Source organism: Stenotrophomonas sp. (genome assembly GCF_050737575.1).
Taxonomy (GTDB): Bacteria; Pseudomonadota; Gammaproteobacteria; order Xanthomonadales; family Xanthomonadaceae; genus Stenotrophomonas.
On the sequence record NZ_JBOHXW010000001.1, the window covers coordinates 412207 to 435112 of the forward strand.

General features: G+C 60.5%; 21 protein-coding genes and 5 tRNA genes. 7 read left to right on the forward strand and 19 right to left on the reverse strand.

Going from position 1 to position 22906, the window contains the following annotated elements; genetic code table 11:
- Positions 1-7 precede the first annotated feature (7 nt).
- The 3 genes from ACREP4_RS01920 to ACREP4_RS01930 form a co-directional block, all read right to left on the reverse strand.
- A complete protein-coding gene (locus ACREP4_RS01920; protein ID WP_431594517.1) occupies positions 8-2218 on the reverse strand; it encodes a polysaccharide biosynthesis tyrosine autokinase in 2211 nt (736 codons plus the stop codon).
- 70 nt (positions 2219-2288) lie between these two features.
- A complete protein-coding gene (locus ACREP4_RS01925; RefSeq protein WP_431594518.1) occupies positions 2289-2723 on the reverse strand; it encodes a low molecular weight protein-tyrosine-phosphatase in 435 nt (144 codons plus the stop codon).
- 104 nt (positions 2724-2827) lie between these two features.
- Positions 2828-4279 (reverse strand): undecaprenyl-phosphate glucose phosphotransferase, encoded by a 1452-nt coding sequence (locus tag ACREP4_RS01930; protein ID WP_431594519.1) that lies wholly within the window; start codon positions 4277-4279, stop codon positions 2828-2830.
- Between the two features lie 638 nt (positions 4280-4917).
- Here ACREP4_RS01930 and galE point away from each other — a divergent pair.
- On the forward strand, positions 4918-5925 hold the full coding sequence (gene galE / locus ACREP4_RS01935) for a UDP-glucose 4-epimerase GalE (protein ID WP_431594520.1): 1008 nt from the start codon (positions 4918-4920) through the stop codon (positions 5923-5925).
- A 203-nt stretch (positions 5926-6128) separates the two neighbouring features.
- On the opposite strand, the gene kdsA is transcribed toward galE, so the two are convergent.
- The gene (gene kdsA / locus ACREP4_RS01940; protein WP_431594521.1) at positions 6129-6974 is read right to left on the reverse strand and encodes a 3-deoxy-8-phosphooctulonate synthase; all 846 of its coding nucleotides are present in this window, start codon (positions 6972-6974) and stop codon (positions 6129-6131) included.
- Between the two features lie 259 nt (positions 6975-7233).
- Between kdsA and amaB the strand changes: the two genes are divergently transcribed.
- The 6 genes from amaB (at position 7234) to ACREP4_RS01970 (ending at position 12946) form a co-directional block, all read left to right on the forward strand.
- On the forward strand, positions 7234-8766 hold the full coding sequence (amaB, locus tag ACREP4_RS01945; protein ID WP_431594522.1) for an L-piperidine-6-carboxylate dehydrogenase: 1533 nt from the start codon (positions 7234-7236) through the stop codon (positions 8764-8766).
- An 88-nt stretch (positions 8767-8854) separates the two neighbouring features.
- The gene (locus tag ACREP4_RS01950; RefSeq protein WP_431594523.1) at positions 8855-9142 is read left to right on the forward strand and encodes a DUF4190 domain-containing protein; all 288 of its coding nucleotides are present in this window, start codon (positions 8855-8857) and stop codon (positions 9140-9142) included.
- 7 nt (positions 9143-9149) lie between these two features.
- On the forward strand, positions 9150-9920 hold the full coding sequence (locus ACREP4_RS01955) for a class I SAM-dependent methyltransferase (RefSeq protein WP_431594524.1): 771 nt from the start codon (positions 9150-9152) through the stop codon (positions 9918-9920).
- A gap of 4 nt (positions 9921-9924) precedes the next feature.
- Positions 9925-10980, forward strand: coding sequence for a quinone-dependent dihydroorotate dehydrogenase (locus tag ACREP4_RS01960; RefSeq protein WP_431594525.1), 1056 nt, complete (start codon positions 9925-9927; stop codon positions 10978-10980).
- Positions 10977-12023: a UDP-N-acetylmuramate dehydrogenase gene (gene murB, locus ACREP4_RS01965; protein WP_431594526.1), complete on the forward strand. Its 1047-nt coding sequence runs from the start codon at positions 10977-10979 to the stop codon at positions 12021-12023. The genes ACREP4_RS01960 and murB overlap by 4 nt, the downstream gene beginning before the upstream one ends.
- A 53-nt stretch (positions 12024-12076) precedes the next feature.
- Entirely contained in the window at positions 12077-12946 is an 870-nt protein-coding gene (locus tag ACREP4_RS01970) for a DMT family transporter (RefSeq protein ID WP_431594767.1), read from the forward strand.
- Between the two features lie 194 nt (positions 12947-13140).
- Here the strand turns inward: ACREP4_RS01970 and ACREP4_RS01975 are convergent, their stop codons facing one another.
- The 15 genes from ACREP4_RS01975 to pgsA all read right to left on the reverse strand — a co-directional run bounded on the left by ACREP4_RS01975 (position 13141) and on the right by pgsA (position 22903).
- Positions 13141-13407 (reverse strand): putative hemolysin, encoded by a 267-nt coding sequence (locus ACREP4_RS01975; protein WP_431594527.1) that lies wholly within the window; start codon positions 13405-13407, stop codon positions 13141-13143.
- A gap of 129 nt (positions 13408-13536) precedes the next feature.
- Positions 13537-13613, reverse strand: a tRNA-Pro gene (locus ACREP4_RS01980).
- A 61-nt stretch (positions 13614-13674) separates the two neighbouring features.
- Positions 13675-14031 (reverse strand): MerR family transcriptional regulator, encoded by a 357-nt coding sequence (locus ACREP4_RS01985; protein WP_431594528.1) that lies wholly within the window; start codon positions 14029-14031, stop codon positions 13675-13677.
- A complete protein-coding gene (locus ACREP4_RS01990; protein ID WP_232147785.1) occupies positions 14012-14311 on the reverse strand; it encodes an integration host factor subunit alpha in 300 nt (99 codons plus the stop codon). Before ACREP4_RS01990 ends, ACREP4_RS01985 begins: the two co-directional genes overlap by 20 nt.
- A gap of 21 nt (positions 14312-14332) precedes the next feature.
- Positions 14333-16714 (reverse strand): phenylalanine--tRNA ligase subunit beta, encoded by a 2382-nt coding sequence (pheT, locus tag ACREP4_RS01995; RefSeq protein WP_431594529.1) that lies wholly within the window; start codon positions 16712-16714, stop codon positions 14333-14335.
- A gap of 85 nt (positions 16715-16799) precedes the next feature.
- The gene (gene pheS, locus ACREP4_RS02000) at positions 16800-17795 is read right to left on the reverse strand and encodes a phenylalanine--tRNA ligase subunit alpha (RefSeq protein WP_431594530.1); all 996 of its coding nucleotides are present in this window, start codon (positions 17793-17795) and stop codon (positions 16800-16802) included.
- A gap of 200 nt (positions 17796-17995) precedes the next feature.
- Positions 17996-18355, reverse strand: a complete 360-nt coding sequence (gene rplT, locus ACREP4_RS02005) for a 50S ribosomal protein L20 (protein WP_431594531.1) — start codon at positions 18353-18355, stop codon at positions 17996-17998.
- A gap of 10 nt (positions 18356-18365) precedes the next feature.
- Positions 18366-18563 carry a 50S ribosomal protein L35 gene (gene rpmI / locus ACREP4_RS02010; RefSeq protein ID WP_002811096.1) on the reverse strand — a complete coding sequence of 66 codons (198 nt, stop codon included), beginning with the start codon at positions 18561-18563 and terminating at the stop codon, positions 18366-18368.
- Between the two features lie 286 nt (positions 18564-18849).
- The gene (infC, locus tag ACREP4_RS02015) at positions 18850-19389 is read right to left on the reverse strand and encodes a translation initiation factor IF-3 (protein WP_269791908.1); all 540 of its coding nucleotides are present in this window, start codon (positions 19387-19389) and stop codon (positions 18850-18852) included.
- Positions 19390-19442: 53 nt separating this feature from the next.
- Entirely contained in the window at positions 19443-21347 is a 1905-nt protein-coding gene (gene thrS / locus ACREP4_RS02020) for a threonine--tRNA ligase (RefSeq protein WP_431594532.1), read from the reverse strand.
- Between the two features lie 308 nt (positions 21348-21655).
- Positions 21656-21729 (reverse strand) — tRNA-Cys (locus ACREP4_RS02025).
- Positions 21730-21806: 77 nt separating this feature from the next.
- Positions 21807-21882: transfer RNA gene (locus ACREP4_RS02030), tRNA-Gly, on the reverse strand.
- A gap of 178 nt (positions 21883-22060) precedes the next feature.
- Positions 22061-22136, reverse strand: a tRNA-Gly gene (locus ACREP4_RS02035).
- Positions 22137-22164: 28 nt separating this feature from the next.
- Positions 22165-22240 (reverse strand) — tRNA-Gly (locus ACREP4_RS02040).
- Positions 22241-22288: 48 nt separating this feature from the next.
- A complete protein-coding gene (gene pgsA / locus ACREP4_RS02045) occupies positions 22289-22903 on the reverse strand; it encodes a CDP-diacylglycerol--glycerol-3-phosphate 3-phosphatidyltransferase (protein WP_431594533.1) in 615 nt (204 codons plus the stop codon).
- Positions 22904-22906 lie beyond the last annotated feature (3 nt).

The window sequence follows — 22906 nt, forward strand, 5'->3', positions numbered from 1 at the left end:
TCCGATCTCAGGAAGCGGTTGAGCTGTACTCGTAGTAGCCATAGCCGTAGGAATCGGTTGCCTTCCGCTTGACCGCATTGAAGACCACCCCCTTCAACTGAACCTTGTTTTGCTCGAATCGATTGCGAGCTGACTCCAATTCCCTGCGCTGATTCAATCCACAGCGCGCCACGAGCAAGCAGATACCAGCATGACTGCCGACGATCGCCGCATCTGTGACAGCCAGAATCGGAGGTGTATCGATGATGATCAGATCGAACCGCTCTCCTACTTCTGTCAGCAGATCGGTGAAGTTTCGATGCATCAATAGTTCCGATGGATTTGGCGGAATGGCTCCCCGCGAGATAAAGCTCAGGGTTTCAAGGCCAGGAACCGTATGAACAACGCGCTCAAGCACAGCGCTACCCGCCAGAAGTTCTGACAGCCCCGGCCCCTGCTTCGTGCCGAATATTTTGTGAAGCACGCCTTTGCGCATATCAGCATCAATGATCAACACTCGTTGCCCAGCCTGCGCGACCACTCCGGCCAGATTCGAAGAGACAAATGTTTTACCCGCTCCAGGAGTGGCTCCTGAGATCACAACCACATTGTTCTTGGATTCCAACCTAGCGAAGTGCAGGCTCGTCCGCAGACTCCGTATCGCTTCAACGGCCAGGTCAGCGGGGTTGATCAACGCAAGCAGCTTGGCTTCGACAACGCCACTCGGTTGGATCGACAACTCGCTCTGCTGCTGAACACTAAGCGGGATGGCGGCGTAAACCGACATACCCAGCGCCTCGATCTGCGCGGGATCTTCGATACCGCGACTCATCAGCTTCCGGAGCAAAACCAGGCCGATAGACAGGAACAATCCTGTCATCATTCCGATCGCGACTATCAGCAATCTACGTGGCGCAACCGGAGTGGATTTGTCCACCTCGGCCGCATCCACGATGCGGACATTTCCTACGGAACCCGCACGGGCCACATCAAGCTGTTGGACCTGATTTAGCATCGCTGTGTACATTTCGTTCGCCACCTTCAAGTCACGCGTCAGCCGCAACAACTCCTGCTGCGCTTCCGGCAATCGTCTGACTTGTCCAGCGAAGCCGCGCCTCCGCTCTTCCAGATCGCCCACTTGGCGTAGCAATGTCCGGTAAGCAGGATGATCTCGCGTGAATTTTCCTTCCATCTCGGCTCGCTGCAACTGCAATTGCTGAAGAGCAGCCTCGATAGCCACCTCCTGATCGAGCAGACCTTTTGTCTGCAACGCCAGATCTACGGAATTCGCCCTGGTCTGGTAATCACTGAGTGCAGCCTGCGCCGTCTCTACCTGCACTCGAACAACAGGCAATTGCTCCCTGACAAACTTCAACTGCGCGGATGCCTCGGCGGAACCCCGCTCCACGTTCTGACTCACATATGCTGAAGCAACCTGCTGAAGAACTGTCCGTACCAATTCCGGCTCTACCCCTTCATAAGCCAATCGAAGGATTCCGGAATTTTTACCGGCCTCGGTAACGACCACTGCCTTCTGCAACCGATTGACAACACTACGCTCCTCCAACCGAGTCACCTGAAAGCGCATGCCTGGATGCGCTCGCATCTCCGACACCTGCATAGTCATACCCGCACCCGTTGCCAGCGTCCCCACCTTCCCCGCCAGCAGCTGTTCGCCCTTACGGTCAAAGAGGACGTAGTCGCCATCAACACCGGCAACCAGGTGTAGTTTCTCGCCTAGAAGATCACTGGGCACGTCCATCTGGTGGATCCTGAGCCGCTCTCCTCCCCAGCCAAACTGATTCAATCCAAAGCGGACATCCGACAGAGCCTGCGAATGGCTTGCCTCAGCACGCCTCGCAAGAAGCCCGCCAAATACTGGAAAACGTGAGGAACTCACCTCGATGTCGAGCCCCAGCGTCCGCACCGCGCTACCTATTACGCTGCGGGATGAGATCAAGGCCATCTCAGTATTTGCATCCGCAGCTCCTCTACCGAGACCCAATGACTGGGCAACATCCGTTACCCCCAAGACGGCGGGAGTTCTGGATTCCACTTGCACAACAGCATCAGCCCGATAGACCGGAGCAGCCAACAACGCATAGATTCCAGCTACCAGAACGAACGCTCCGGTGATGGATGCAATCCACCACTTGTGATCAAGCAGCACCCCCATCAACTCACGAAGATCGATCTCATCGGCATTGCTCTGAGCACTTTCGCGCATGTCCGTCTTCATCAAACCTGTTGCTCTTCTTTCCAGAAATCGATTTCCATGAGTGCGAATTGAAACGCGGACTCAATGGCGTTTATAGATAGCGACACCAACCGGCCACAGCTTCCTCGATCAATCCATGAACATGCTCAAAAGCCGCACGCTGCTGCCGATACGGATCCGGAATTTCTCGCTCCGATTGCCACTTCCCAAGAAGAAATGCCTTCCCAGTCGTGTGCGGGGCGACAGCGACAATCCGATCCAAGTGCTTCAGCTCCATCACCAGGATCAGATCGGCCCAGCGCAATAACTCATCGTCAATCTGTCGCGCCTTATGGGCGCTTCCATCTAGGCCAACCTCCTGCAACAGCGCCTTAGAGGTAGCATCCATTGGGCGGCCAGCCATCGCGGCCAAGCCCGCTGATGCAACCTCCAGATCGCGTCCAGAGACAGCTGCGCGAAGCATCACCTCTGCCGCAGGGCTTCGACAGATGTTGCCCACGCATACCAGCAACACCTTCCTGAACATCTGTAATCCTACGAATCCAAATCAATAGAAGCTCTGCGAAATCTACGAGCGCCAAGTGCGATCACACGCCGCTGGCACGGGAGCACTCCACCGTCCTGCCAACATCAATACGCTGCCCGTTGACCAAGCACCTTTACAGCGGTCAGCAGAATGATCCGCAGGTCCAAAACAGGACTCCAACGACGGATGTAGTCAATGTCGTACTGCACGCGCTTTCTCATCGACCGTATATCCGGAGTTTCGCCACGCAGCCCATGCACCTGTGCCCAGCCAGTAATTCCTGGTTTGACGTAATGCCGGTGCATGTAACGCTCTATCAAACGCTCATAATGATTGTTGTGCTGAACTGCATGTGGGCGTGGACCCACTACCGACATGCTTCCGCCAAGTACGTTGAATAGCTGCGGCAGCTCATCCAAACTCGTTCTTCGCAAAAAGGCACCAAGCCGCGTAACACGCGGGTCATTCCTGGATGCTTGAGTAATCTTTCCAGGAACGTCCTGATGGACGCGCATGGAACGAAACTTGAGCATCCAGAACTCCCTTCCGGCAAGGCCGTGTCGGCGTTGCCGGAATAACGCAGGACCTGGCGAGCTCAGCTTCACAGCCACTGCCAGCAGCGCCAGCAAGGGCGCCAACAGAGTTAGCGCAGCCGCGGCAACCACTAGATCGAGAACCCGCTTGATCAAACGGTAGTCCTGTTTGGCCAACCCTTGACGGATGCCAATCATCGGCACGTCCCCGGTAAAGTGCACCCCCGGGTTCAGCATGCCAAGGCCGCTGATATCGGGAATCAGCCGCACGGGGACGGGAAAGCGCTCGATCACCTTCAACACACTTTTTACCGGAGCAGTCCCACTCAACGGCAATGACACCCACACTTGGTCAAACGCGCCACGATGCTCCTCCATGTAACTGGCCAGATTCTCCAGAGAGCCCAACCGCGGTGGCGCCGCACTTTCTCGCAATGGAACATCGTCGGCACTGGAGAAGTAGCCAATTACCTTCTTCCCGATTTCCGGCTTTCCGGTGAAGAGGCGATGCAACTTCAAGGCAGGCCCACGCAGGCCAATCAACAGCACACGCTCACAATCCAGACCCCGAGCTCGCAGCCTGTGCAGTTGCACGCGCACGGCAACCCTGGAAATCGTAAGCATCAAACCGCCAATCACGTACCACAGCACCAGCCATGCAGCGGGAACCGTGCCCCCCATGCCTGTCCATCTTGCATACAGCCCAAATGCAGCAAATGCCACACTCCATGCCAACAGCAGCAATCCGACATCGGCGAAGAAGCCTCGAAGCCACCAGCTTCGGTACACCGGAATCGTGGTGAAACACACCATCACGTTCAACAAAAGTGCACCGAATGACATGCGAGCCAGTGAACTCGGCGCCTGCATCCCACTGAGCAGAAGGTGAGCGACTACCGCTACAGCAAGCACAGCAGTCGCATCAAGGAGACGCAACGCGAGATCCAAAGCCACACGCCCTTCGACGCGCACACGCGTCGACCCGAACTTGGCCGGTGCCTTTTCTGCAACTCCATGCGTCACTTGCCACTCTCCTTGAAAATCCGGCAGCGCTTCGACAAGGCCACCTCAGGCAGCCCTGAAACAAGAGCACTGCCTCTCGACATATTCCGCACAAAAGCTGCGACACAAAATTCCGCTCAGAATGGTCGAATTAGAACTACGATCACATGATTGATCGGCGGCATTTAACCAACTACTTTCCGTGCATACCAGTGCACAACACCAGTTTCAGACCATGCTGACCTATGACCGTCAGCTACGTCCCAAATGCCACGATTAACCACTAGGAATCAGGACAATTCCCAGCTCAATATCAAAGCACCCAATGCTTTCGGCACGCTGAGGTCCGTCGACCAGATACCGAAATCTCACTATCCGACCAGAACGACGTCGCCGGATGAGCCAATTTTCCGCGGGCAAGTGGATCAACCAGCTATCCGACCTACCGCTACTACCGAAGATGGCGACAGCGCAGATCAGATGATTCCGATCTAGCTCCAGGCGATGCATGGCGCAGCGTGCAATAGAGAAAGGAATCGGTTGTCGGGAATGCTGCTGGTTCTCCGCCCGATATCGGAACCGATCAATTATTCACGGCTAGCGTTACCATCGCTGCACATCATTCCCGCACTAACTCGTTCTACCGGAAACGTTCATTGATGAACTCAAAGCCATCCAACATCCTCATCTGCGGCGGCGCCGGCTACATCGGCAGCCACATGGCTCACTGGTTGAGCGAACACGGCCACACCGTCACCGTGCTGGACAACCTTTCCACCGGGCATCGCGATGCGGTGCGTTGGGGCGAGTTCGTCGAGGCCGATCTGCTGGATTCCGCGTCGCTGGATCGCGCCTTCCAGGGCCGCCGCTTCGATGCGGTCATGCACTTCTGCGCCCGCTCGCTGGTCGGTGAGTCGGTCAGTCAACCGAATGCGTACTACGCCAACAACGTCACCGGCACGTTGAATCTGCTCGATGCCATGCGCCGGCACGGCGTTGATCGCATCGTGTTCTCATCGACTGCTGCGGTGTTCGGCAATCCGGTCAGCGAGCGGATTGATGAGGATCACCCGAAGCAGCCGATCAATCCTTACGGCGCCAGCAAGTTGATGGCCGAGCGCATCTTGGCCGATGCCGCGACCGCCTATGGCCTGCGCTCGGTCGCGCTTCGCTACTTCAATGCGGCGGGTGCCCTGCCCGATCACGGCATTGGCGAGGCCCATGCCTGCGAAACCCATTTGATTCCCAACGTGCTGCGTGCCGCGCTTGGCAATGGGCCGGCGCTGAAGGTATTCGGCGATGACTACCCGACCACCGATGGCACCTGCGTGCGCGATTACGTGCATGTGCAGGATCTGGCGCAGGCGCATGCACTCGCACTCGCGTACATGGAAAGCAACGAGGGCGCGCATGCCTTCAACCTCGGCAATGGCCGGGGCTTCTCCGTGCGCGAAGTGATCGACTGCGCGCGTGCGATCTCCGGTCACGCGATTCCGTATGAAGTCGCACCGCGTCGTGAGGGTGATCCGGCAACCCTGGTGGCATCGAGCCAGAAGGCGCGCGAGCTACTGGGTTGGCAGCCGCGCTGGACCGAACTGGCGCCGATCGTCGAGAGCGCCTGGCGCTGGCATCGCGATCCGCCGAGCTGGTTTCCGAGTCACGCCTGATCTGGCGTCACGGATGTTCGATAAAGAAACAGCGCTGCCATAACTACGGCAGCGCTGTTTCTGTTTGAGCTGCATTCAATGCATTGATTGAAGTTGCACTCCACGTCCGCTGCCTTGCGCATACGAACGACGATTCCGCTCAAGAACCACACTAACCGGCGGTCGCACTGACACACCGGTCGCGCGTTCTACATCGCCCGAACTCAGGCGATATCCAGCACCGGGAACGACTTCACCAGCTCATCCAGCGCCTTGATCTGCGCCAGGAACGGCTCCAGCACATCGAGCGGCAAAGCGCTGGGGCCATCGCAGCGGGCGTTATCCGGGTCCGGATGGGCTTCCAGGAACAGACCGGCGATACCGACCGCCATGCCGGCACGTGCCAGCTCGACCACCTGACGACGGCGACCGCCCGATGCCTCACTGCCCGCGTCGCGACGCTGCAAGCTGTGGGTGACGTCGAAGATCGCCGGCAGGCCGCCGGTGGCTTCAATCATTTCGCGGAAGCCGAGCATGTCGACCACCAGATTGTCGTAGCCGAACTGCGCGCCACGCTCACACAAAATAATGCGTTCGTTGCCCGCCTCGCGGATCTTGCTGGTGATGTGCTTGATCTGGGTGGGGCTGAGGAACTGCGGCTTCTTTACGTTGACCGCGCGACCGGTGCGGGCGATGGCGGTGACCAGGTCGGTCTGCCGTGCGAGGAAGGCCGGAATCTGCAGCACGTCCACCACTTCCGCCACAGGTCCGGCCTGCGCAACTTCGTGCACGTCGGTGATCACTGGCACGCCGAAGCGCTGCTTCACCTGCTCGAAGATGCGCAAGCCTTCTTCCATACCAACGCCACGGAACGAAGTGATCGACGAACGGTTGGCCTTGTCGAAGGACGCCTTGAACACATAAGGAATCCCCAACTTGCGGGTGACCTCCACATAACGTTCAGCGGCGTACAGCGTGGAGTCCAGGTCCTCCAGCACGTTGAGTCCACCAAAGAGCACGAAGGGCAGCTTGTTGCCAACCACAACGCCATCGGAAATCGTTACGTTCATTTGTTCGTCCTGTTCAACATCAGGGGAAGCCCCCGCCAAGGTGGGCGAATATCGCCGAAATCGGCGCCGAGCGACAGCACTTCGCGCCGCGACGCAGCAGGCGCGCAACTGATCAATGCAAGCCAGCGGGCCGCGGCCATTTCAGCCAGACGCGCCAGCGTAGGGCCATCGGTTCACTCTGATACTATGTGGCGCTCACCCCGTCGCCCCCACTGCACCCACGACGGCGCCAAAATAACGTTTAGAAACAGGAGTTTGCATGTCTTCCGAGCTACTCAAGGCTTTGGCTCTGGATGCCACCAACGCTGGCACCTATCTGGGTAATGGGGAATGGTCGGCCGCCACGGGCGCGGGCGTCCTCAAGCCGCAGAACCCGACCACCGGCGAGGTGATCGCAGAAGTTCAAGCCACGACCGAGGCTGATTACGAAACCGTGATCGCCCGTGCGCAGGAAGCCTACAAGGTGTGGCGCACGACGCCCGCCCCGCGTCGCGGCGAAGCCGTACGCCTGTGCGGCGAAGCACTGCGCAAGCACAAAGATGCGCTGGGTTCGCTGGTGGCGCTGGAAATGGGCAAGTCCAAGCCGGAAGGCGACGGCGAAGTGCAGGAGATGATCGACATCGCCGACTTCGCACTGGGCCAGAGCCGCATGCTGTACGGCTACACCATGCACTCCGAGCGCCCGGGCCACCGCATGTACGAGCAGTACCACCCGCTGGGCCTGGTCGGCATCATCTCGGCCTTCAACTTCCCGGTTGCGGTGTGGAGCTGGAATGCATTCCTGGCCGCCATCTGTGGCGACATCTGCATCTGGAAGCCGTCCAACAAGACGCCGCTGACCGCCATTGCCACGATGAAAATCTGCAATAACGCACTCAAGGACGGCGGTTTCCCGAACCTGTTCTTCCTGATCAACGATGCCGGCACCGCGCTGTCGGAAAAGATGGTCGAAGACCGCCGCGTGCCGCTGATCTCGTTCACCGGTTCGACCCAGGTCGGCCGCACCGTCAACCAGAAGGTCGCTCAGCGTCTGGGCCGTTGCCTGCTGGAACTGGGCGGCAACAACGCCATCATCATGGACGAGACCGCCGACCAGAAGCTGGCCGTGCCGGGCATCGTGTTCGGCGCCGTCGGCACTGCCGGCCAGCGCTGCACCACCACGCGCCGCTTGATCGTGCATGAATCCATCTACGACAACGTGCTGGCCACGCTGGTCAAGGCGTACAAGCAGGTCGAAGGCAAGATCGGCGACCCGACCGATGCCGCCAACCTGATGGGCCCGTTGAACAGCCCGGAAGCCGTGCAACAGTTCCTCGGTTCCATCGCCAAGGCCAAGGCGGCCGGCGGCACCGTCGAAACCGGCGGCACCGCCATCGACCGCGCGGGCAACTTCGTGCTGCCGGCGATTGTCACCGGCCTGAAGAACAGCGATGAAATCGTCCAGCACGAAACCTTCGCGCCGATCCTGTACGTGATGAAGTACAGCACCCTGGATGAAGCCATCGACATGCAGAACGGCGTGCCGCAGGGGCTGTCGTCCTCGATCTTCACCGAGAACCTGAAGACCGCCGAGAAGTTCCTGTCGGCTGCCGGCAGCGACTGCGGCATCGCCAACATCAACATCGGTACGTCCGGTGCGGAAATTGGTGGCGCTTTCGGTGGCGAGAAGGACACCGGCGGCGGTCGTGAGTCCGGTTCGGATGCGTGGAAGGTGTACATGCGTCGCCAGACCAACACCATCAACTACTCCGATTCGCTGCCGCTGGCCCAGGGCATCAAGTTCGACCTGTGATGAACGCGGCTCCCGCTTCGGCGGGAGCCTTTCAACGATGCGGACGGGATACCCCCGTCCGTCTCCGCATCTGATTGGAGGTTCAACGATGAGCATCCCCGCACCACGCCAGACCAGCACGTATGCCGTGATCAGCCTGGTTGCCGGTATTCTCGGCTGGACCCTCATCCCCTTCCTGGGCAGCATCGGCGCCATCATCTTCGGCCACCTGGCACGCGGTGAGATCAGCCGCAGCAACGGCCGGATGGAAGGCGATGGCTTGGCAATCGCCGGGCTGATCCTGGGCTGGTTGTCGGTGGCGATGTGGATCATCGGCATCCTCGCCTTCATCCTGTTCTTCGGCGGCTTGGCCTGGATCGCAGCATTGAATTCGTGAGGTCCGCATGAGTCACTCTGATTCAACCGAACGCTTCAGCAGCCGCGTAGCCGACTACGTCCGCTATCGCCCGGGCTATCCGCCCGCGCTGCTGGAATGGTTGCATCACGACATCGGCGTACCGAGCGAAACGCGCGTTGCCGATATCGGCGCAGGCACCGGCATTTCCACGCAGGTGTTTCTGGCGGCCGGCCACCCGGTGATCGCCGTGGAGCCCAACGGCCCCATGCGTGATGCCGCCTCGCAATGGCTCGGTGCCGACTATCCGCGCCTTCAGCTCGTCGACGGCACTGCCGAAGCCACAACCCTCGCCGACGCCAGTGTCGGCTTGGTCGCTGCAGCGCAGGCCTTTCATTGGTTTGACACCAACGCGGTACGCCGCGAATGGGCGCGTATTCTGCAGCCCGGCGGCATGGCCTTGGTGTTCTGGAATTCCCGTCTGTTGGACGCCTCGCCCTTCCTTCTTGGCTACGAGCGCCTACTGATCGACTACGGCACCGATTACACCGAGGTCGCCGAGCGTTACCAAAGTGATGACGAAATGCGCGTCTGGTTCGGCGACGGCCTGCGCGGCATCGCGCGCTTCCCGAACGTGCAGCATCTGGATCTGGAAAGCCTGCGTGGCCGCTTGTTGTCTTCCTCGTATGCGCCGCAAGCCGGGCATCCGCGCCACCTTCCCATGCTGGCCGCACTGCAGCAGTTGTTCGATGCCTGCGCCGTCAACGGCCAGGTTGCCTTCGAGTACCAAACCCGTGCGTTTATCGGCACGTTGAACTGAGCTTATGTATTCCATTGCCCGCCCCTTTTTGTTTGCTTTCGACGCCGAGCGCGCGCACGGTCTCGCACTGTCCGCGCTGGACCTGGCCTGGCGCACCGGCACCACACCGCTGGTCGCAAGCCGCGCCAAACCGCTGCCGACCACGGTTTATGGTTTGAATTTTCCCAATCCCGTTGGCTTGGCTGCTGGCCTGGACAAAAACGGCGAGCACATCGAAGCGCTGTTCGCGCTGGGCTTCGGCTTTGTCGAAATCGGCACCATTACCCCGCGCCCGCAGGAAGGAAATCCCAAGCCGCGCCTGTTCCGGCTGCCCAAGCACGGCGCCATCATCAACCGCATGGGCTTCAACAACCTGGGCGTGGATGTGCTGGTGAAAAACGTCGAGCGCGTACGCAATCGCCCCGGCCCGCTCGGCATCAACATCGGCAAGAACAAGGACACGGCCAACGAAGATGCGTTGTCCGATTACCTGATCTGCATGGAAAAGGTGTACCCGCTGGCCGACTACATCACGGTCAACATTTCTTCGCCCAACACTGCCGGTCTGCGCGAGCTGCAGGAAGAACAGGCATTGCGTCGCCTCATCACCGGCTTGCGAGATGCACAGGAACGGCTGGCCAGTCAGCACGGTCGCCGCGTGCCGATGCTGGTCAAGGTGGCGCCGGACCTGAACGATCGCGACATCGACGCCGCCGCGCGTGTACTCAGCGAACTCAGCGTCGATGGCGTCATCGCCACCAACACCACCATCAGCCGTGGGTCGGTTGAAACCGATCCGCTGGCCAAGGAAGCAGGCGGTTTGTCGGGCGTACCGTTGCTGGGTCAGTCCACGCTGGTGCTGCGTCGCTTGCGCGCGCGCCTGCCGGAATCCGTGCCGTTGATCGGCGTGGGCGGTATCAGTTCCGGCGCTGACGCCGTGGCCAAAATGGCCGCTGGCGCCTCGCTGGTGCAGTGCTACAGCGGCTTGATCTTCCAGGGCGCCGGCTTGATCGGCGACTGCGTCGATGCGATTCGTCGCCGTCGCGAATCTCCTTCCGGAGGCGCCGTCGCACCGCTATGACGACCACTCCCCCCGCCTGGTCGCTCACTGAGCGCGCTTCGCTGCAGCACCTCAATACCTTCCACGTCACTGCGTATGCGCCGCGCCTGTTGCAGGTGAACGATCCCGCCGCCCTTCCCGAAGTGCTGGCCACCATCGTCGGCAACAGTCCCCTGCTGGTACTGGGCAGCGGCAGCAATGTGCTGCTGGCTGCCGACCCGGAAGGCACGGTGCTGACCTTCAACAACCGCGACATCACCATCCTTGAGCACCGCGCCGATCACGCCATCGTGCGCGCCGGTGCTGGCGTCATCTGGCATGAGCTGGTGGCGTGGTCGCTGGGCGAAGGCTTGTCTGGACTGGAAAATCTGGCGCTGATTCCCGGCACCGTGGGTGCCGCGCCCATCCAGAACATCGGCGCCTATGGCGCGCAGGTGGGCGATTTCATCCAGACTGTCGAAGTCTGGGATACGCGGGAGCAGACGTGGGCGCGACTGGATCAGGAAGCCTGCCGCTTTGCGTACCGCGACAGCCTGTTCAAGCACGAAGCCGATCGCTACCTGATTACCGCTGTCGAGTTCCGCCTGCCGCTGCTGCATGAGCTGCGGCTGGACTACGCCGGCATTCGCGAAGAACTCAAAGCCATGGGCATCGACCTGCCCGTCGCCGCCGATGTCGCCAACGCCGTCATCGCCATTCGTCGCCGCAAACTGCCCGATCCCGATGTACTCGGCAACGCCGGCAGCTTCTTCAAGAATCCGGTGCTGCCGTTGGATCAGGTGAACGTGCTGCTGCAGCACTATCCGGAATTGCCGGTGTTCCCGGGCAATGACGAAGGCAGCCGCAAGATCTCCGCCGCATGGATGATCGAAGCCAGCGGCTGGAAAGGACAGCGCGACGGCGATGCCGGCATTTCGCCCAACCACGCCTTGGTGCTGGTCAATCACGGCGCGGCGACGGGTGCTGAGCTGTTGGCGCTCGCGCGTCGCGTGTCGGCATCCGTGCTTGAGAAATTTGGTGTACTCATCGAACCAGAGCCAAGGCTGATCGGCGCGCAGTGGTGAGTAATTCTGCAACCCCCTCTGCCCTTTCCATCCCGGTACGCGCGGCGCTGTTGATGTTTGGCAGCGCGATGGCGTTCGGCCTGATGGCCATCGCCATCCGCTACGCCACCCGCTACGTACCCACCCAGGAAGTCGCCTTCTTCCGCAACGCCTTCGGCTTGCTGGCGCTGTTGCCGGTCCTGCTACGCCCGGGCCGCGGCTCACTTCGTACGCAGCAGCTGCCGCGCTATTTCATGCGCAGCGCAATCGGCCTGGCCTCAATGCTGTGCGGCTTCTGGGCGATAGGTCACCTGCCGTTGTCGCAGGCCATCTCGCTGTCGTACTCGACGCCGCTGTTCGTGACCATCGCGGCGGTGTTGTGGCTGGGCGAAAAGGTGCGCATTCGACGCTGGGCGGCGGTGATCGCCGGCTTCATCGGCGTGCTGGTGATCGTGCGCCCAGGCTCACACGGCTTCGAGGCCGGCAGCCTGATCGCCGTGTTGGCCGCTTTGCTCAGCGCGCTGGTCGCCATCCAGATCAAACAACTCACCCGCATCGACGGCCCGGACACCGTGGTCTTCTACACCTACGTATTCTGGGTGCCGTTGTCGCTGGTGCCTGCCTTGTTTGTCTGGGTATGGCCCGCCGGCATCGCCTGGTTGTGGCTGCTGCTCACCGGCGTGATGGGCACGGCCGGCCAGCTGCTGTGGACCCGCGCATTGAAACTGGGCGAAGTCTCGGCACTGACGCCCATCAGCTTCACCCAGCTTCCGCTCGTCGTCGTCATGGGCTGGCTGCTGTTCGGCGAAACCCTCGACCGCTGGACCGTACTCGGCGCGCTGATCATTCTCGGCTCCAACGCCTACATCGCCCATCGCGAAGCCGTTCTGGCACGCCGGTCCGCCACGCAATCGCCCATAGCCGCCGCCAAGCCCGGCGAATAAACCGGGCAGCCCGCGCTCCGCGTTCGAGCAACCTCGGGGTGCAGCGAGCCGAGCGCACAGGTAGTGCCGAGCCATGCTCGGCAGAGCCTCACAAGGAATCCTGCCTTACGCGCACCCTGCTGCTGCAGAACGCGCGACGCCCAAGCCGTCAGATCAAACAAAAGCAAAACCACACCCAAGATCAATCACGCAAATCAGCCAGCCGGCTTCGGATTGTCGCTGCGAAAAAGCTCCCACTCGTCCACCTGCGACCCATCAGGTAAGTGGCACACGCCAAACTCACCACCATCCTTATCCTTCCGGATCTCCACCTTGCCGCCCTTGCTCACGCAATGCACCGAGGCAGGATTGGCCATCCCGATCCGCTGTGGCCCAACCTCAACCTTCGCCTCCTTGGCCGCACAACCCGCCAAAACACCAGCAGCGATGACGACGCCAAAACAGCCTACGGATGACTTCATGGTTCAGCTCCTTCAGCGCCTCTGATGACAGGCAACAGCGATCACGCTAGCAAAGCTCCGGTCAAGAACGGCAGAAAGCAAAAAGGGCCTGTGCAACGAAGCGCAAGCCCTTGTTCTTAAATCAGTAATTGGTCGGGACGGCCGGATTTGAACCGACGACCCTCTGCCCCCCAGGCAGATGCGCTACCAGGCTGCGCTACGCCCCGATCGTTACTGCTTCGCCTTGCGGCGAGCCGGCGATTATACCGGCTTTGAATCAAAAATGGATCAGCGGCGCAGCAATTGCAGCACTTCTTCCAACTCCATCCGCACCTGCTTGATGATCTGGTTGCTCAGTGCCGACTCTTCCTTGGCACCGTCGCCTTCCAGGCGCAAACGTGCGCCACCGATGGTGTAACCCTGTTCGTACAGCAGGCCGCGGATCTGCCGCACCATCAGCACGTCATGGCGCTGGTAGTAACGACGATTGCCACGGCGCTTGCCCGGCTCAAGGCTGGGGAACTCGGTTTCCCAGTAGCGCAGCACGTGCGGCTTGACGTCGCACAACTCGCTGACCTCACCAATGGTGAAGTAGCGCTTTGCCGGAATCGGCGGAAGTTCGCGGTTACTGCCCGGATCCAGCATATGCCTCTACCCTTTCCTTGAGCTTCTGGCCCGGACGGAAGGTCACTACCGTACGAGCGGAAATCGGAATTTCCTCGCCGGTTTTGGGGTTGCGGCCCGGGCGCTGGTTCTTGCGCCGCAGGTCGAAATTGCCGAAACCGGACAGTTTTACCTGACGCCCCTGTTGCAATGCATCGCGCAGCACATCGAAGAACGCGTCGACAAACTCCTTGGCCTCACGCTTGTTCAGACCGACTTCGTCGAACAGACGATCCGCCATCTCCGCCTTTGTCAATGCCATACCAGCTCCCTGTGTGCCGCCTCAACCACGGATCTTTGCGCCGTGCCCGCGATCAATGGCAGCCACCACCTCGGTGACCACGGTCTCGATGTCGCGATCCGTGAGAGTGCGTGATTTGTCCTGCAGAATCAAGCCCATAGCCAAGCTCTTGAAACCCGGTTCGACGCCCTGCCCAACATAACGATCGAACAGCACCACCTCGCGCAGCAGCTCACCTGCCGCCTGTCGAATGGTCGCAGCCAACTCGGCCCAGCTGACCGATTCAGCAACTGCCACCGCCAGGTCACGGCGCACTGCCGGGAACCGCGAAAGCTCGGCTGAGCGCGGCAATGCACGTCCCGCCAACGGCTCCATATCCAGCTCGAAGCCCAGCACGTCCACATCGATGTCCATCGCCTTGGCCACGCGCGGATGCACTTGGCCGATCCAGCCGATGCACTGGCCGTCGCGCCAGATATCGGCCGAACGGGCCGGGTGCGCATACGCACGCTGCGAGGCACGGAACTCCAGCACAGCGCCGGAAGCAGCAGCCAGCGATTCCAGGTCGCCCTTCAGATCATGGAAATCCACCTTGCGCGCCTTATCGCCCCACTGCAGCGCAGCGGCGTCGCCGCATACGGCGGCAGCGATACGCACCGTCTCCTGCGGTGCCGGCCTGCCCTCGCCGGCGGTCTGCGCGAACACGCGGCCCACCTCGAACAAACGCACACGCCCCGCCTGACGGGCCACATTGCGGCCCAGCGTTGCGACCAGCCCCGGCAGCAGCAGCGGGCGCATCACCGCCAGCTCGGCGGACAACGGGTTGGCCAGCGGCACCAGAGCTTCGTCCTGGCTCCACTGTGCAAGCAACTGCGCGTCAACGAAGGCGAAGTTGATGGTTTCCAGCATGTCGCGCGCCACAAGCTGCCGACGCACGGACAGATCGTCCAGACGCGTCTCGCTCGGCATGGCGATGCGCGCAGCGCCGCCCGGCAACGTGGTCGGGATCTTGTCGTAGCCGTGGATGCGGGCCAGCTCTTCGATCAGATCCTCTTCGATGGCGATATCGAAGCGGCTGCTCGGGCCAGTCACAGCCCAGCCATCGGCGGCGGCCTCCACCTTCATGCCAAGCGCGCGCAGGATGCGCTCGACTTCGGCGTCTTCAATCTGGATGCCCAGCACGCGCAGGATGCGTGCGCGGCGCAGCGTGATGGCAGCAGCCACCGGCAGATCGGCTTCGCGCGCAGCCTCGGTGACCGGCGCCGGCGTACCGCCCGCCAGCTCCAACACCAACTTGGTTGCATATTCGATCGCGGTACGCGGCAACTGCGGATCAACGCCGCGCTCAAAACGATGGCCGGCGTCAGTGTGCAGGCCCAGCTTGCGGCCGCGCCCCATGATGGCGGCCGGCGCGAAATGCGCGGCCTCCAGGAACACGTTCTTGGTTTCGTCGGTCACGCGGGTATCGAAGCCACCCATCAGGCCGGCAAGACCCACCGGACGGTCTGCATCAGTCACCACAAGGAAACTGTCGTCCAGCGCGGCGTCGCGACCATCCAGCAGCTTGAGCGTTTCACCCGCACGCGAACGACGCACCGCGACACTGCCCTTGAGCGTATCCAGATCGTACGCGTGCATCGGCTGGCCCAGTTCCAGCATCACGTACTGGGTGATATCCACCAGCAGCGACACCGGGCGCACGCCACTGCGACGCAGACGCTCGGCCATCCACAACGGCGTGCGTGCGGCGGTGTTCACGCCTTCAATCACACGACCGAGGTAGCGCGGCGCTTCAGCGCCTGCATCGAGTTGGATCGACAACTCACGCGATCCCTGCGCCGGCACCGCAGCAGCGGCAAACGGCAGCACTTCGCAATGCGTCGCAGCGGCCACATCGAAGGCGATGCCACGCACGCTGAAGCAATCCGCACGGTTCGGCGTCAATTTGATTTCGATACTGGCATCCGGCAAGCCGAGATAGTCGACCAGCGACATGCCGACGGCTGCGTCATCGGGCAGCTCCAACAGACCGGACGCATCGCTGTCCAACCCCAGCTCCTTGGCCGAGCACAACATGCCGTTGGACTCCACGCCACGCAGCTTGGCCGGCTTGATCTTCAACTCGCCGATCTGCGCACCCACCATCGCCAGCGGTGCGACCAGCCCGACACGCGCATTCGGTGCACCGCAGACAATCTGCAGCAGCTCGCCCTGCCCCGCATCGACCTTGCACACCTGCAGACGGTCAGCTTCCGGATGACGCTCGGCTTCGACAATGCGTGCAACCACTACGTGATCCAGGCCAACGCCCAACGCCGTGACTTCCTCGACCTCCAGGCCAATGGCAGTCAACACCGCGCTCAATTCATCGCGCGAAACGTTGGTGGGAACGTGGCTACGCAGCCAGCTTTCGGAGAATTTCATCGTTTTCCATCCTGGTGGGCCGGCGCATGCGCCTGGCCTGTGTGGAGATACCGCAGCCGAGCATTACTCGGCGCTGACATGGGGCTCAGGCGAACTGGCGCAGGAAGCGCACGTCGTTCTCGAAGAACGCGCGCAGGTCATTCACGCCATAACGCAGCATCGCAAAGCGCTCTACGCCCAGGCCGAATGCAAAGCCGGTGTAACGCTCCGGATCGATGCCGACACTCCTCAGCACGTTCGGATGCACCATGCCGCAGCCCAGCACTTCCAGCCAGCGAGTGCTGCCATCGGGCTGCTGCCACGCGATATCCACTTCCGCACCCGGCTCCACGAACGGGAAATAGCTCGGCCGGAAACGCATCTCGAAATCGCGTTCGAAGAACGCACGCACGAACTCGGACAACGTGCCCTTGAGGTCGGCGAAGGTGGAATGCTCGTCGACCAACAGGCCTTCAACCTGATGGAACATCGGCGAGTGGGTCTGGTCGCTGTCGCTGCGGTACACCTTGCCGGCGGCAATCATCCGCAACGGTGGCTTGTGATCGCCCATGTAACGCACCTGCACACCGGAGGTATGCGTACGCAGCAGACGGCCATCGCCGAAATAGAAGGTGTCGTGCATGGCGCGCGCCGGATGATGCGGCGGGAAATTCAGCGCCTCGAAATTGTGCCAATCGTCCTCAATCTCCGGACCTTCAGACAACTCATAACCCAAGCGACCGAAGATCTCGGTGATGCGCTCCAAGGTACGCGTGACCGGGTGCAACCCGCCGCGTTCGCCATGACGGCCCGGCAATGTGACGTCGATACTTTCCGAGGCCAGACGCGCATCCAGCGCAGCGTCTTCCAACAGCACCTTGCGCTCACCCAGTGCAGTGGAAACCGCGTCGCGTGCGAGGTTGATCGCCTCACCAGCTGCCTTGCGCTCGTCGGCCGGCAATGCGCCGAGCTGCTTGAGCTGGGCAGTGATGCTGCCGCTCTTGCCCAACAGCGAAACACGCAGGTTTTCCAGCGTTTCCGGGCTCTGCGCCGCGGCCACATCGGCCAGCGCCTGCGCAGTCAAGGATTGGATATCACTCATGGGATCGACGAAACCTCTGGCCGGCGTGCCTACGCGGTAAGCGCCGGGCCGACCCCCGTCGCCACCATTGCTTGATCGCCGCGCAATCATCGGCAGCGGCAATCAACACAAAAAAGAATGGGGAAGGACTTGCGCCCTTCCCCATGCATTGTCTCACCACAGCCGCTGCGCGTGAACGCTACAACTGCTGCAGGAAGAACTTACGCTGCCAGTGCGCTCTTGGCCTTTTCTGCCAGCGCGGCAAAACCGGCTGCGTCGTGCACAGCGATATCAGCCAGCACCTTACGGTCCAGGGTGATACCAGCCTTGAGCATGCCATTCATGAAACGGCTGTAGCTCAAGCCGTTGATGCGAGCAGCCGCATTGATGCGGGTGATCCACAGCGAACGGAAATTGCGCTTCTTCTGCTTACGGCCAATGTAGGCGTACTGCTGTGCCTTGATGACTGCCTGCTTGGCAACGCGGAAAACCTTGCGACGGGCGTTGTAATAGCCCTTTGCGAGATCCAATACTTTCTTGTGGCGGCGGCGCGCCTGCACACCACGCTTTACTCGTGCCATGGTTCAGTCCTCAGAGGTAGGGAAGCATACGGTCCAGACGGCCTGCGTCTTCTGCACGGACGTGATTCGTCTGACGCAGGTTACGCTTCCGCTTGGTCGCTTTCTTCGTGAGGATGTGGCTACGGTTGGCGTGACCGCACTTGTACTTGCCGGAGGCGGTCTTGCGGAAACGCTTGGCCGCCGCCCGGTTGGTCTTGATCTTGGGCATTGCTATGTCCTTGATGGTCGCTTTTCACTGACTGGGCGGTGGCTACGCCACACTTTCCGTCCGTGCCCTTGTCTGTTTAAAGCCCACACTCCCGATGGAGGCAGGCAGGTCCTGGGTAACACAAACAACAATCCCGGCGAACCGGGCCGCCCATTATGCCCACGAAGCCAGCCACTTGCAATCGCAAGCAGCGCTGATCTCAATGGGAAATGAGCATACAAACAGGGAGGCCGGCTTTTCGCCCCTCCCTGTTCAGCTGACAGGCGGCTTGATGCCGCCTTGCCGCTTACTTCTTCTTCGGCGCGATCATCATGACCATCTGCCGGCCTTCCAGGCGCGGACGGGACTCGATCACGATGTCCTCACCCAGATCGGTCTCGATCCGGTTGGCCATTTCGCGACCCAGTTCCTGATGGCTCATTTCACGACCACGGAAGCGGATGTTGACCTTGATCTTGTCGCCTTCTTCCAGAAAACCGCGCATCTTGCGCAGCTTGATCTGGTAGTCGCCCTCGTCCGTGACCGGACGGAACTTCACTTCCTTGATCTCGACCTGCTTGGTCTTCTTCTTGGCCTCATTGGCCTTCTTCTGCGCTTCGAACTTGAACTTGCCGAAGTCCATGATCTTGCACACAGGCGGATCGGCCTGCGGCTGGATTTCGACCAAGTCGAGACCCTCATCTTCGGCCATCGACAGCGCTTCATCGCGCGTCAACACACCAATCATTTCTCCGTCACTGCCAATCACGCGGACGCGCGGCACACGGATTTCCTGATTTTTGCGGTTCTGTTTGTTGTCAGGGGTACTGATATTGCAATCTCCCAGTGGAATCGAACCGGCCCCAACGGATATCCGCGGGGGCCGGGGCTCTAACGTGCTTACTGCTTCAATTCGGCCTGCAGCCGTTCGACAAAGGCCTGGACAGACATCGAGCCCAGATCCTCACCCGACAGCGTACGTACTGCCACGGCGCCATTGTCTCTCTCGCGGTCGCCCACGACCAGCAGATATGGCACCCGTTGCAGGGTGTGCTCGCGAATCTTATAGCCGATCTTTTCGTTGCGCAAATCGGCCTCGACCCGGAAGCCTTGATCCGCAAGGGTTTTGCGAACCTGCTCAACGTACTCGGCCTGCGCGTCGGTAATGTTGGCCACCACGACCTGAACGGGCGCCAGCCAGGCCGGGAATGAGCCGGCGTGGTTCTCGATCAGGATGCCGATGAAGCGCTCCATCGAACCGACGATGGCGCGATGCAGCATGACCGGGTGCTTTTTCTGGCTGTTTTCGTCCACGTACTCGGCGCCCAGACGGCCCGGCATCATGAAGTCGACCTGCATGGTGCCCAGCTGCCAGGTACGACCGATGGCGTCCTTCAGGTGGTACTCGATCTTCGGACCGTAGAACGCACCTTCGCCCGGCAGCTCCTGCCACTCGACACCGCAATGCGACAGCGCCGTGCGCAGTGCGCCTTCGGCCTTATCCCAAGTGGCATCGTCGCCGAGACGCGATTCCGGACGCAGCGCGATCTTGATCTGGATGTCGTCGAAACCGAAGGCCTCATACACCGCCAGCGCCTGCTGGTGGAAAGCCGTCACTTCGGCTTCAACCTGGCTTTCGGTACAGAAGATGTGGCCATCGTCCTGAGTGAAACCACGCACGCGCAGGATGCCGTGCAGCGCGCCCGAAGGCTCGTTGCGGTGGCACGAACCAAACTCGCCATAACGGATCGGCAGATCGCGATAGCTGTGCAGGCCCTGATTGAACACCTGCACGTGGCCCGGGCAGTTCATCGGCTTCAACGCGTAGGTGCGCTTCTCCGATTCGGTGAAGAACATGTTGTCCTGGTAGTTGTCCCAATGACCGGACTTCTGCCACAGGCTCACATCCAGAATCTGCGGACAACGCACTTCACCGTAACCGCTGTCGCGATACACCTTGCGCATGTACTGCTCGACGACCTGCCAGATCGACCAGCCCTTCGGGTGCCAGAACACCAGGCCCGGCGCCTCTTCCTGCAGGTGGAACAAGTCCTGCTGCTTGCCGATGCGACGGTGATCGCGCATTTCGGCTTCTTCGATGCGCTTGATGTAGGCCTCAAGCTGCTTTTTGTCGGCCCAAGCGGTGCCGTAAACGCGCTGCAACTGCTCGTTTTTGGCATCACCGCGCCAGTACGCGCCAGAGATGCGCGTCAGCTTGAAAGACTTCAGGAAACGCGTGTTCGGCACATGCGGGCCACGGCACATGTCCACGTATTCCTGGTGGTAGTACATACCCATCGCAGTGATGTCATCGGACATGTCTTCGATCAAGCGCAGCTTGTAGTCCTCGCCACGCGCCTTGAAGATTTCGATCACTTCCGCACGTGGCGTCACCTTCTTGATGACGTCGTAATCGGTGGCGATCAGCTCTGCCATGCGCTTCTCGATCGCCGCCATGTCTTCCGGCGTGAACGGGCGCTCGCTGTAGATGTCGTAGTAGAAACCTTCCGCGATAACCGGGCCGATCACCATCTTGGCGTCCGGGTACAACTGCTTGACCGCATGGCCGACCAAGTGCGCGCAGGAGTGGCGAATGATCTCCACACCTTCTTCGTCTTTGGCAGTGATGATGCGCAGCGATGCGTCGTGAGCGATCACATCGCTGGCATCCACCTGCACGCCATCCACGACGCCGGCAATGGTGGCTTTGGCCAGACCGGCGCCGATGGATTGGGCCACGTCCATGACGCTGACCGGATTTTCGAATTGACGGACGCTGCCGTCTGGGAGAGTGATGTTGATCATGGGGATTCACCAGAAGCCATTGCCGGTTTTCGGCGCGGCATGACAGGAAATTCGGGGCAATAAAAAAGCGCCACAACGGCGCCTGCAACAGGGCTGTGGCGTGGCATCAACAGTGGGCAGCGGTAGTGCTCATGTCACACACTCGACCGGCGTTTTTGCGCGGGCCACCTATCAACAGGAGTTCGGCTGAATTCTAGCGCAATCGGCGCACGATGGCCGCCCCTTCGCCAGCCCGGCTTGGCAGGTCCAGATCAAAGCGGAGCCAAATTTCGGGCAAAAGAAAAGCCCTGATTTCTCAGGGCTTCAAATGGAGGCCTGGGTCGGAATCGAACCGGCGTACGCGGATTTGCAATCCGCTGCATAACCACTCTGCTACCAGGCCAAACTTTGCAACTTGAACTACCGGGAGACTTCTTCCCGATATGAAAAAACCCCGTTTTACGGGGTCTTTTCAGAATTTGGAGCGGGAAACGAGACTCGAACTCGCGACCTCAACCTTGGCAAGGTTGCGCTCTACCAACTGAGCTATTCCCGCTTGGGATGCGGCGCATTCTACAGACTTCAGAATCAACGCGCCAGCATTTTTAACAATTTTCTTCACATCATTCGGGAGTTGCTTCCAACTTCCTTCAGGGAACATCCGTTGCCAGCCGCGGCGACGAACCACCCAACCCCTCAAGGCGCCATACAGGACGGCAGCCTCTAACTTGAACTGGAGCGGGAAACGAGACTCGAACTCGCGACCTCAACCTTGGCAAGGTTGCGCTCTACCAACTGAGCTATTCCCGCATGAGGCGGTACCAATTCAATCCCAAACTGGAGCGGGAAACGAGACTCGAACTCGCGACCTCAACCTTGGCAAGGTTGCGCTCTACCAACTGAGCTATTCCCGCTTGGGAGGCGAAATTCTACAGGCAATCGCCTACCTGTCAACAGCCCTTTCAGCTTTTTCTGGCGCGTTCGCGTGCAGTTTTTTCTTCTTCGCGCAGACTCGGCCATGCAGCCACCATGTATTGCACGCCCGAGATCAAGGTCAGCATCGCGGCAATGGCCAGCATCCAGTCACCGATATGGAAAACCGGCGCCCCCATCCAGATATCCGTGTACGGCACTTTGGGCGAAACCGAATACAACAGACACAACAGCGCAACCATCTGCGCGGTGGTCTTGACCTTGCCGATCATCGCCACGCGCACCTTGGCACGCTGCCCGATCTCGGCCATCCATTCGCGCAATGCCGACACCGCGATTTCGCGGCCGACAATCACCGCCGCCCAGAATGCCATCCACGGCGTGGGATGCCCTTGCACGATCAGGAACAGCGCCACCGCCACCATCAACTTGTCCGCTACCGGATCAAGGAAAGCGCCGAATGCAGAATGCTGCTCGTAGCGTCGCGCCACCCAGCCATCGAGCCAGTCGGTAATTGCCGCCAGGCCGAAAATGGCCGCCGAGGCGAAGTTGGTCCAGGCATAGGGCAGGTAAAACACCAGCACCAGTACCGGGATCATCACGATCCGCAACAACGTCAGCCAGGTGGGGATGGTCAATTTCATTAA

What these genes read in the sequence shown, in the direction of transcription:
- pheS (WP_431594530.1), bottom strand. Translation starts at nt 17,795, where the DNA reads ATGAGTGATATCCAATCCTTGACTGCGCAGGCGCTGGCCGATGTGGCC.
- ACREP4_RS01920 (WP_431594517.1), bottom strand. Translation starts at nt 2,218, where the DNA reads ATGAAGACGGACATGCGCGAAAGTGCTCAGAGCAATGCCGATGAGATC.
- rpmI (WP_002811096.1), bottom strand. Translation starts at nt 18,563, where the DNA reads ATGCCCAAGATCAAGACCAACCGGGCGGCGGCCAAGCGTTTCCGCAAG.
- pgsA (WP_431594533.1), bottom strand. Translation starts at nt 22,903, where the DNA reads ATGAAATTGACCATCCCCACCTGGCTGACGTTGTTGCGGATCGTGATG.
- pheT (WP_431594529.1), bottom strand. Translation starts at nt 16,714, where the DNA reads ATGAAATTCTCCGAAAGCTGGCTGCGTAGCCACGTTCCCACCAACGTT.
- ACREP4_RS01985 (WP_431594528.1), bottom strand. Translation starts at nt 14,031, where the DNA reads ATGCTGGATCCGGGCAGTAACCGCGAACTTCCGCCGATTCCGGCAAAG.
- galE (WP_431594520.1), top strand. Translation starts at nt 4,918, where the DNA reads ATGAACTCAAAGCCATCCAACATCCTCATCTGCGGCGGCGCCGGCTAC.
- ACREP4_RS01925 (WP_431594518.1), bottom strand. Translation starts at nt 2,723, where the DNA reads ATGTTCAGGAAGGTGTTGCTGGTATGCGTGGGCAACATCTGTCGAAGC.
- ACREP4_RS01970 (WP_431594767.1), top strand. Translation starts at nt 12,077, where the DNA reads ATGTTTGGCAGCGCGATGGCGTTCGGCCTGATGGCCATCGCCATCCGC.
- ACREP4_RS01960 (WP_431594525.1), top strand. Translation starts at nt 9,925, where the DNA reads ATGTATTCCATTGCCCGCCCCTTTTTGTTTGCTTTCGACGCCGAGCGC.
- murB (WP_431594526.1), top strand. Translation starts at nt 10,977, where the DNA reads ATGACGACCACTCCCCCCGCCTGGTCGCTCACTGAGCGCGCTTCGCTG.
- ACREP4_RS01955 (WP_431594524.1), top strand. Translation starts at nt 9,150, where the DNA reads ATGAGTCACTCTGATTCAACCGAACGCTTCAGCAGCCGCGTAGCCGAC.
- ACREP4_RS01950 (WP_431594523.1), top strand. Translation starts at nt 8,855, where the DNA reads ATGAGCATCCCCGCACCACGCCAGACCAGCACGTATGCCGTGATCAGC.
- kdsA (WP_431594521.1), bottom strand. Translation starts at nt 6,974, where the DNA reads ATGAACGTAACGATTTCCGATGGCGTTGTGGTTGGCAACAAGCTGCCC.
- amaB (WP_431594522.1), top strand. Translation starts at nt 7,234, where the DNA reads ATGTCTTCCGAGCTACTCAAGGCTTTGGCTCTGGATGCCACCAACGCT.
- ACREP4_RS01990 (WP_232147785.1), bottom strand. Translation starts at nt 14,311, where the DNA reads ATGGCATTGACAAAGGCGGAGATGGCGGATCGTCTGTTCGACGAAGTC.
- thrS (WP_431594532.1), bottom strand. Translation starts at nt 21,347, where the DNA reads ATGATCAACATCACTCTCCCAGACGGCAGCGTCCGTCAATTCGAAAAT.
- ACREP4_RS01975 (WP_431594527.1), bottom strand. Translation starts at nt 13,407, where the DNA reads ATGAAGTCATCCGTAGGCTGTTTTGGCGTCGTCATCGCTGCTGGTGTT.
- rplT (WP_431594531.1), bottom strand. Translation starts at nt 18,355, where the DNA reads ATGGCACGAGTAAAGCGTGGTGTGCAGGCGCGCCGCCGCCACAAGAAA.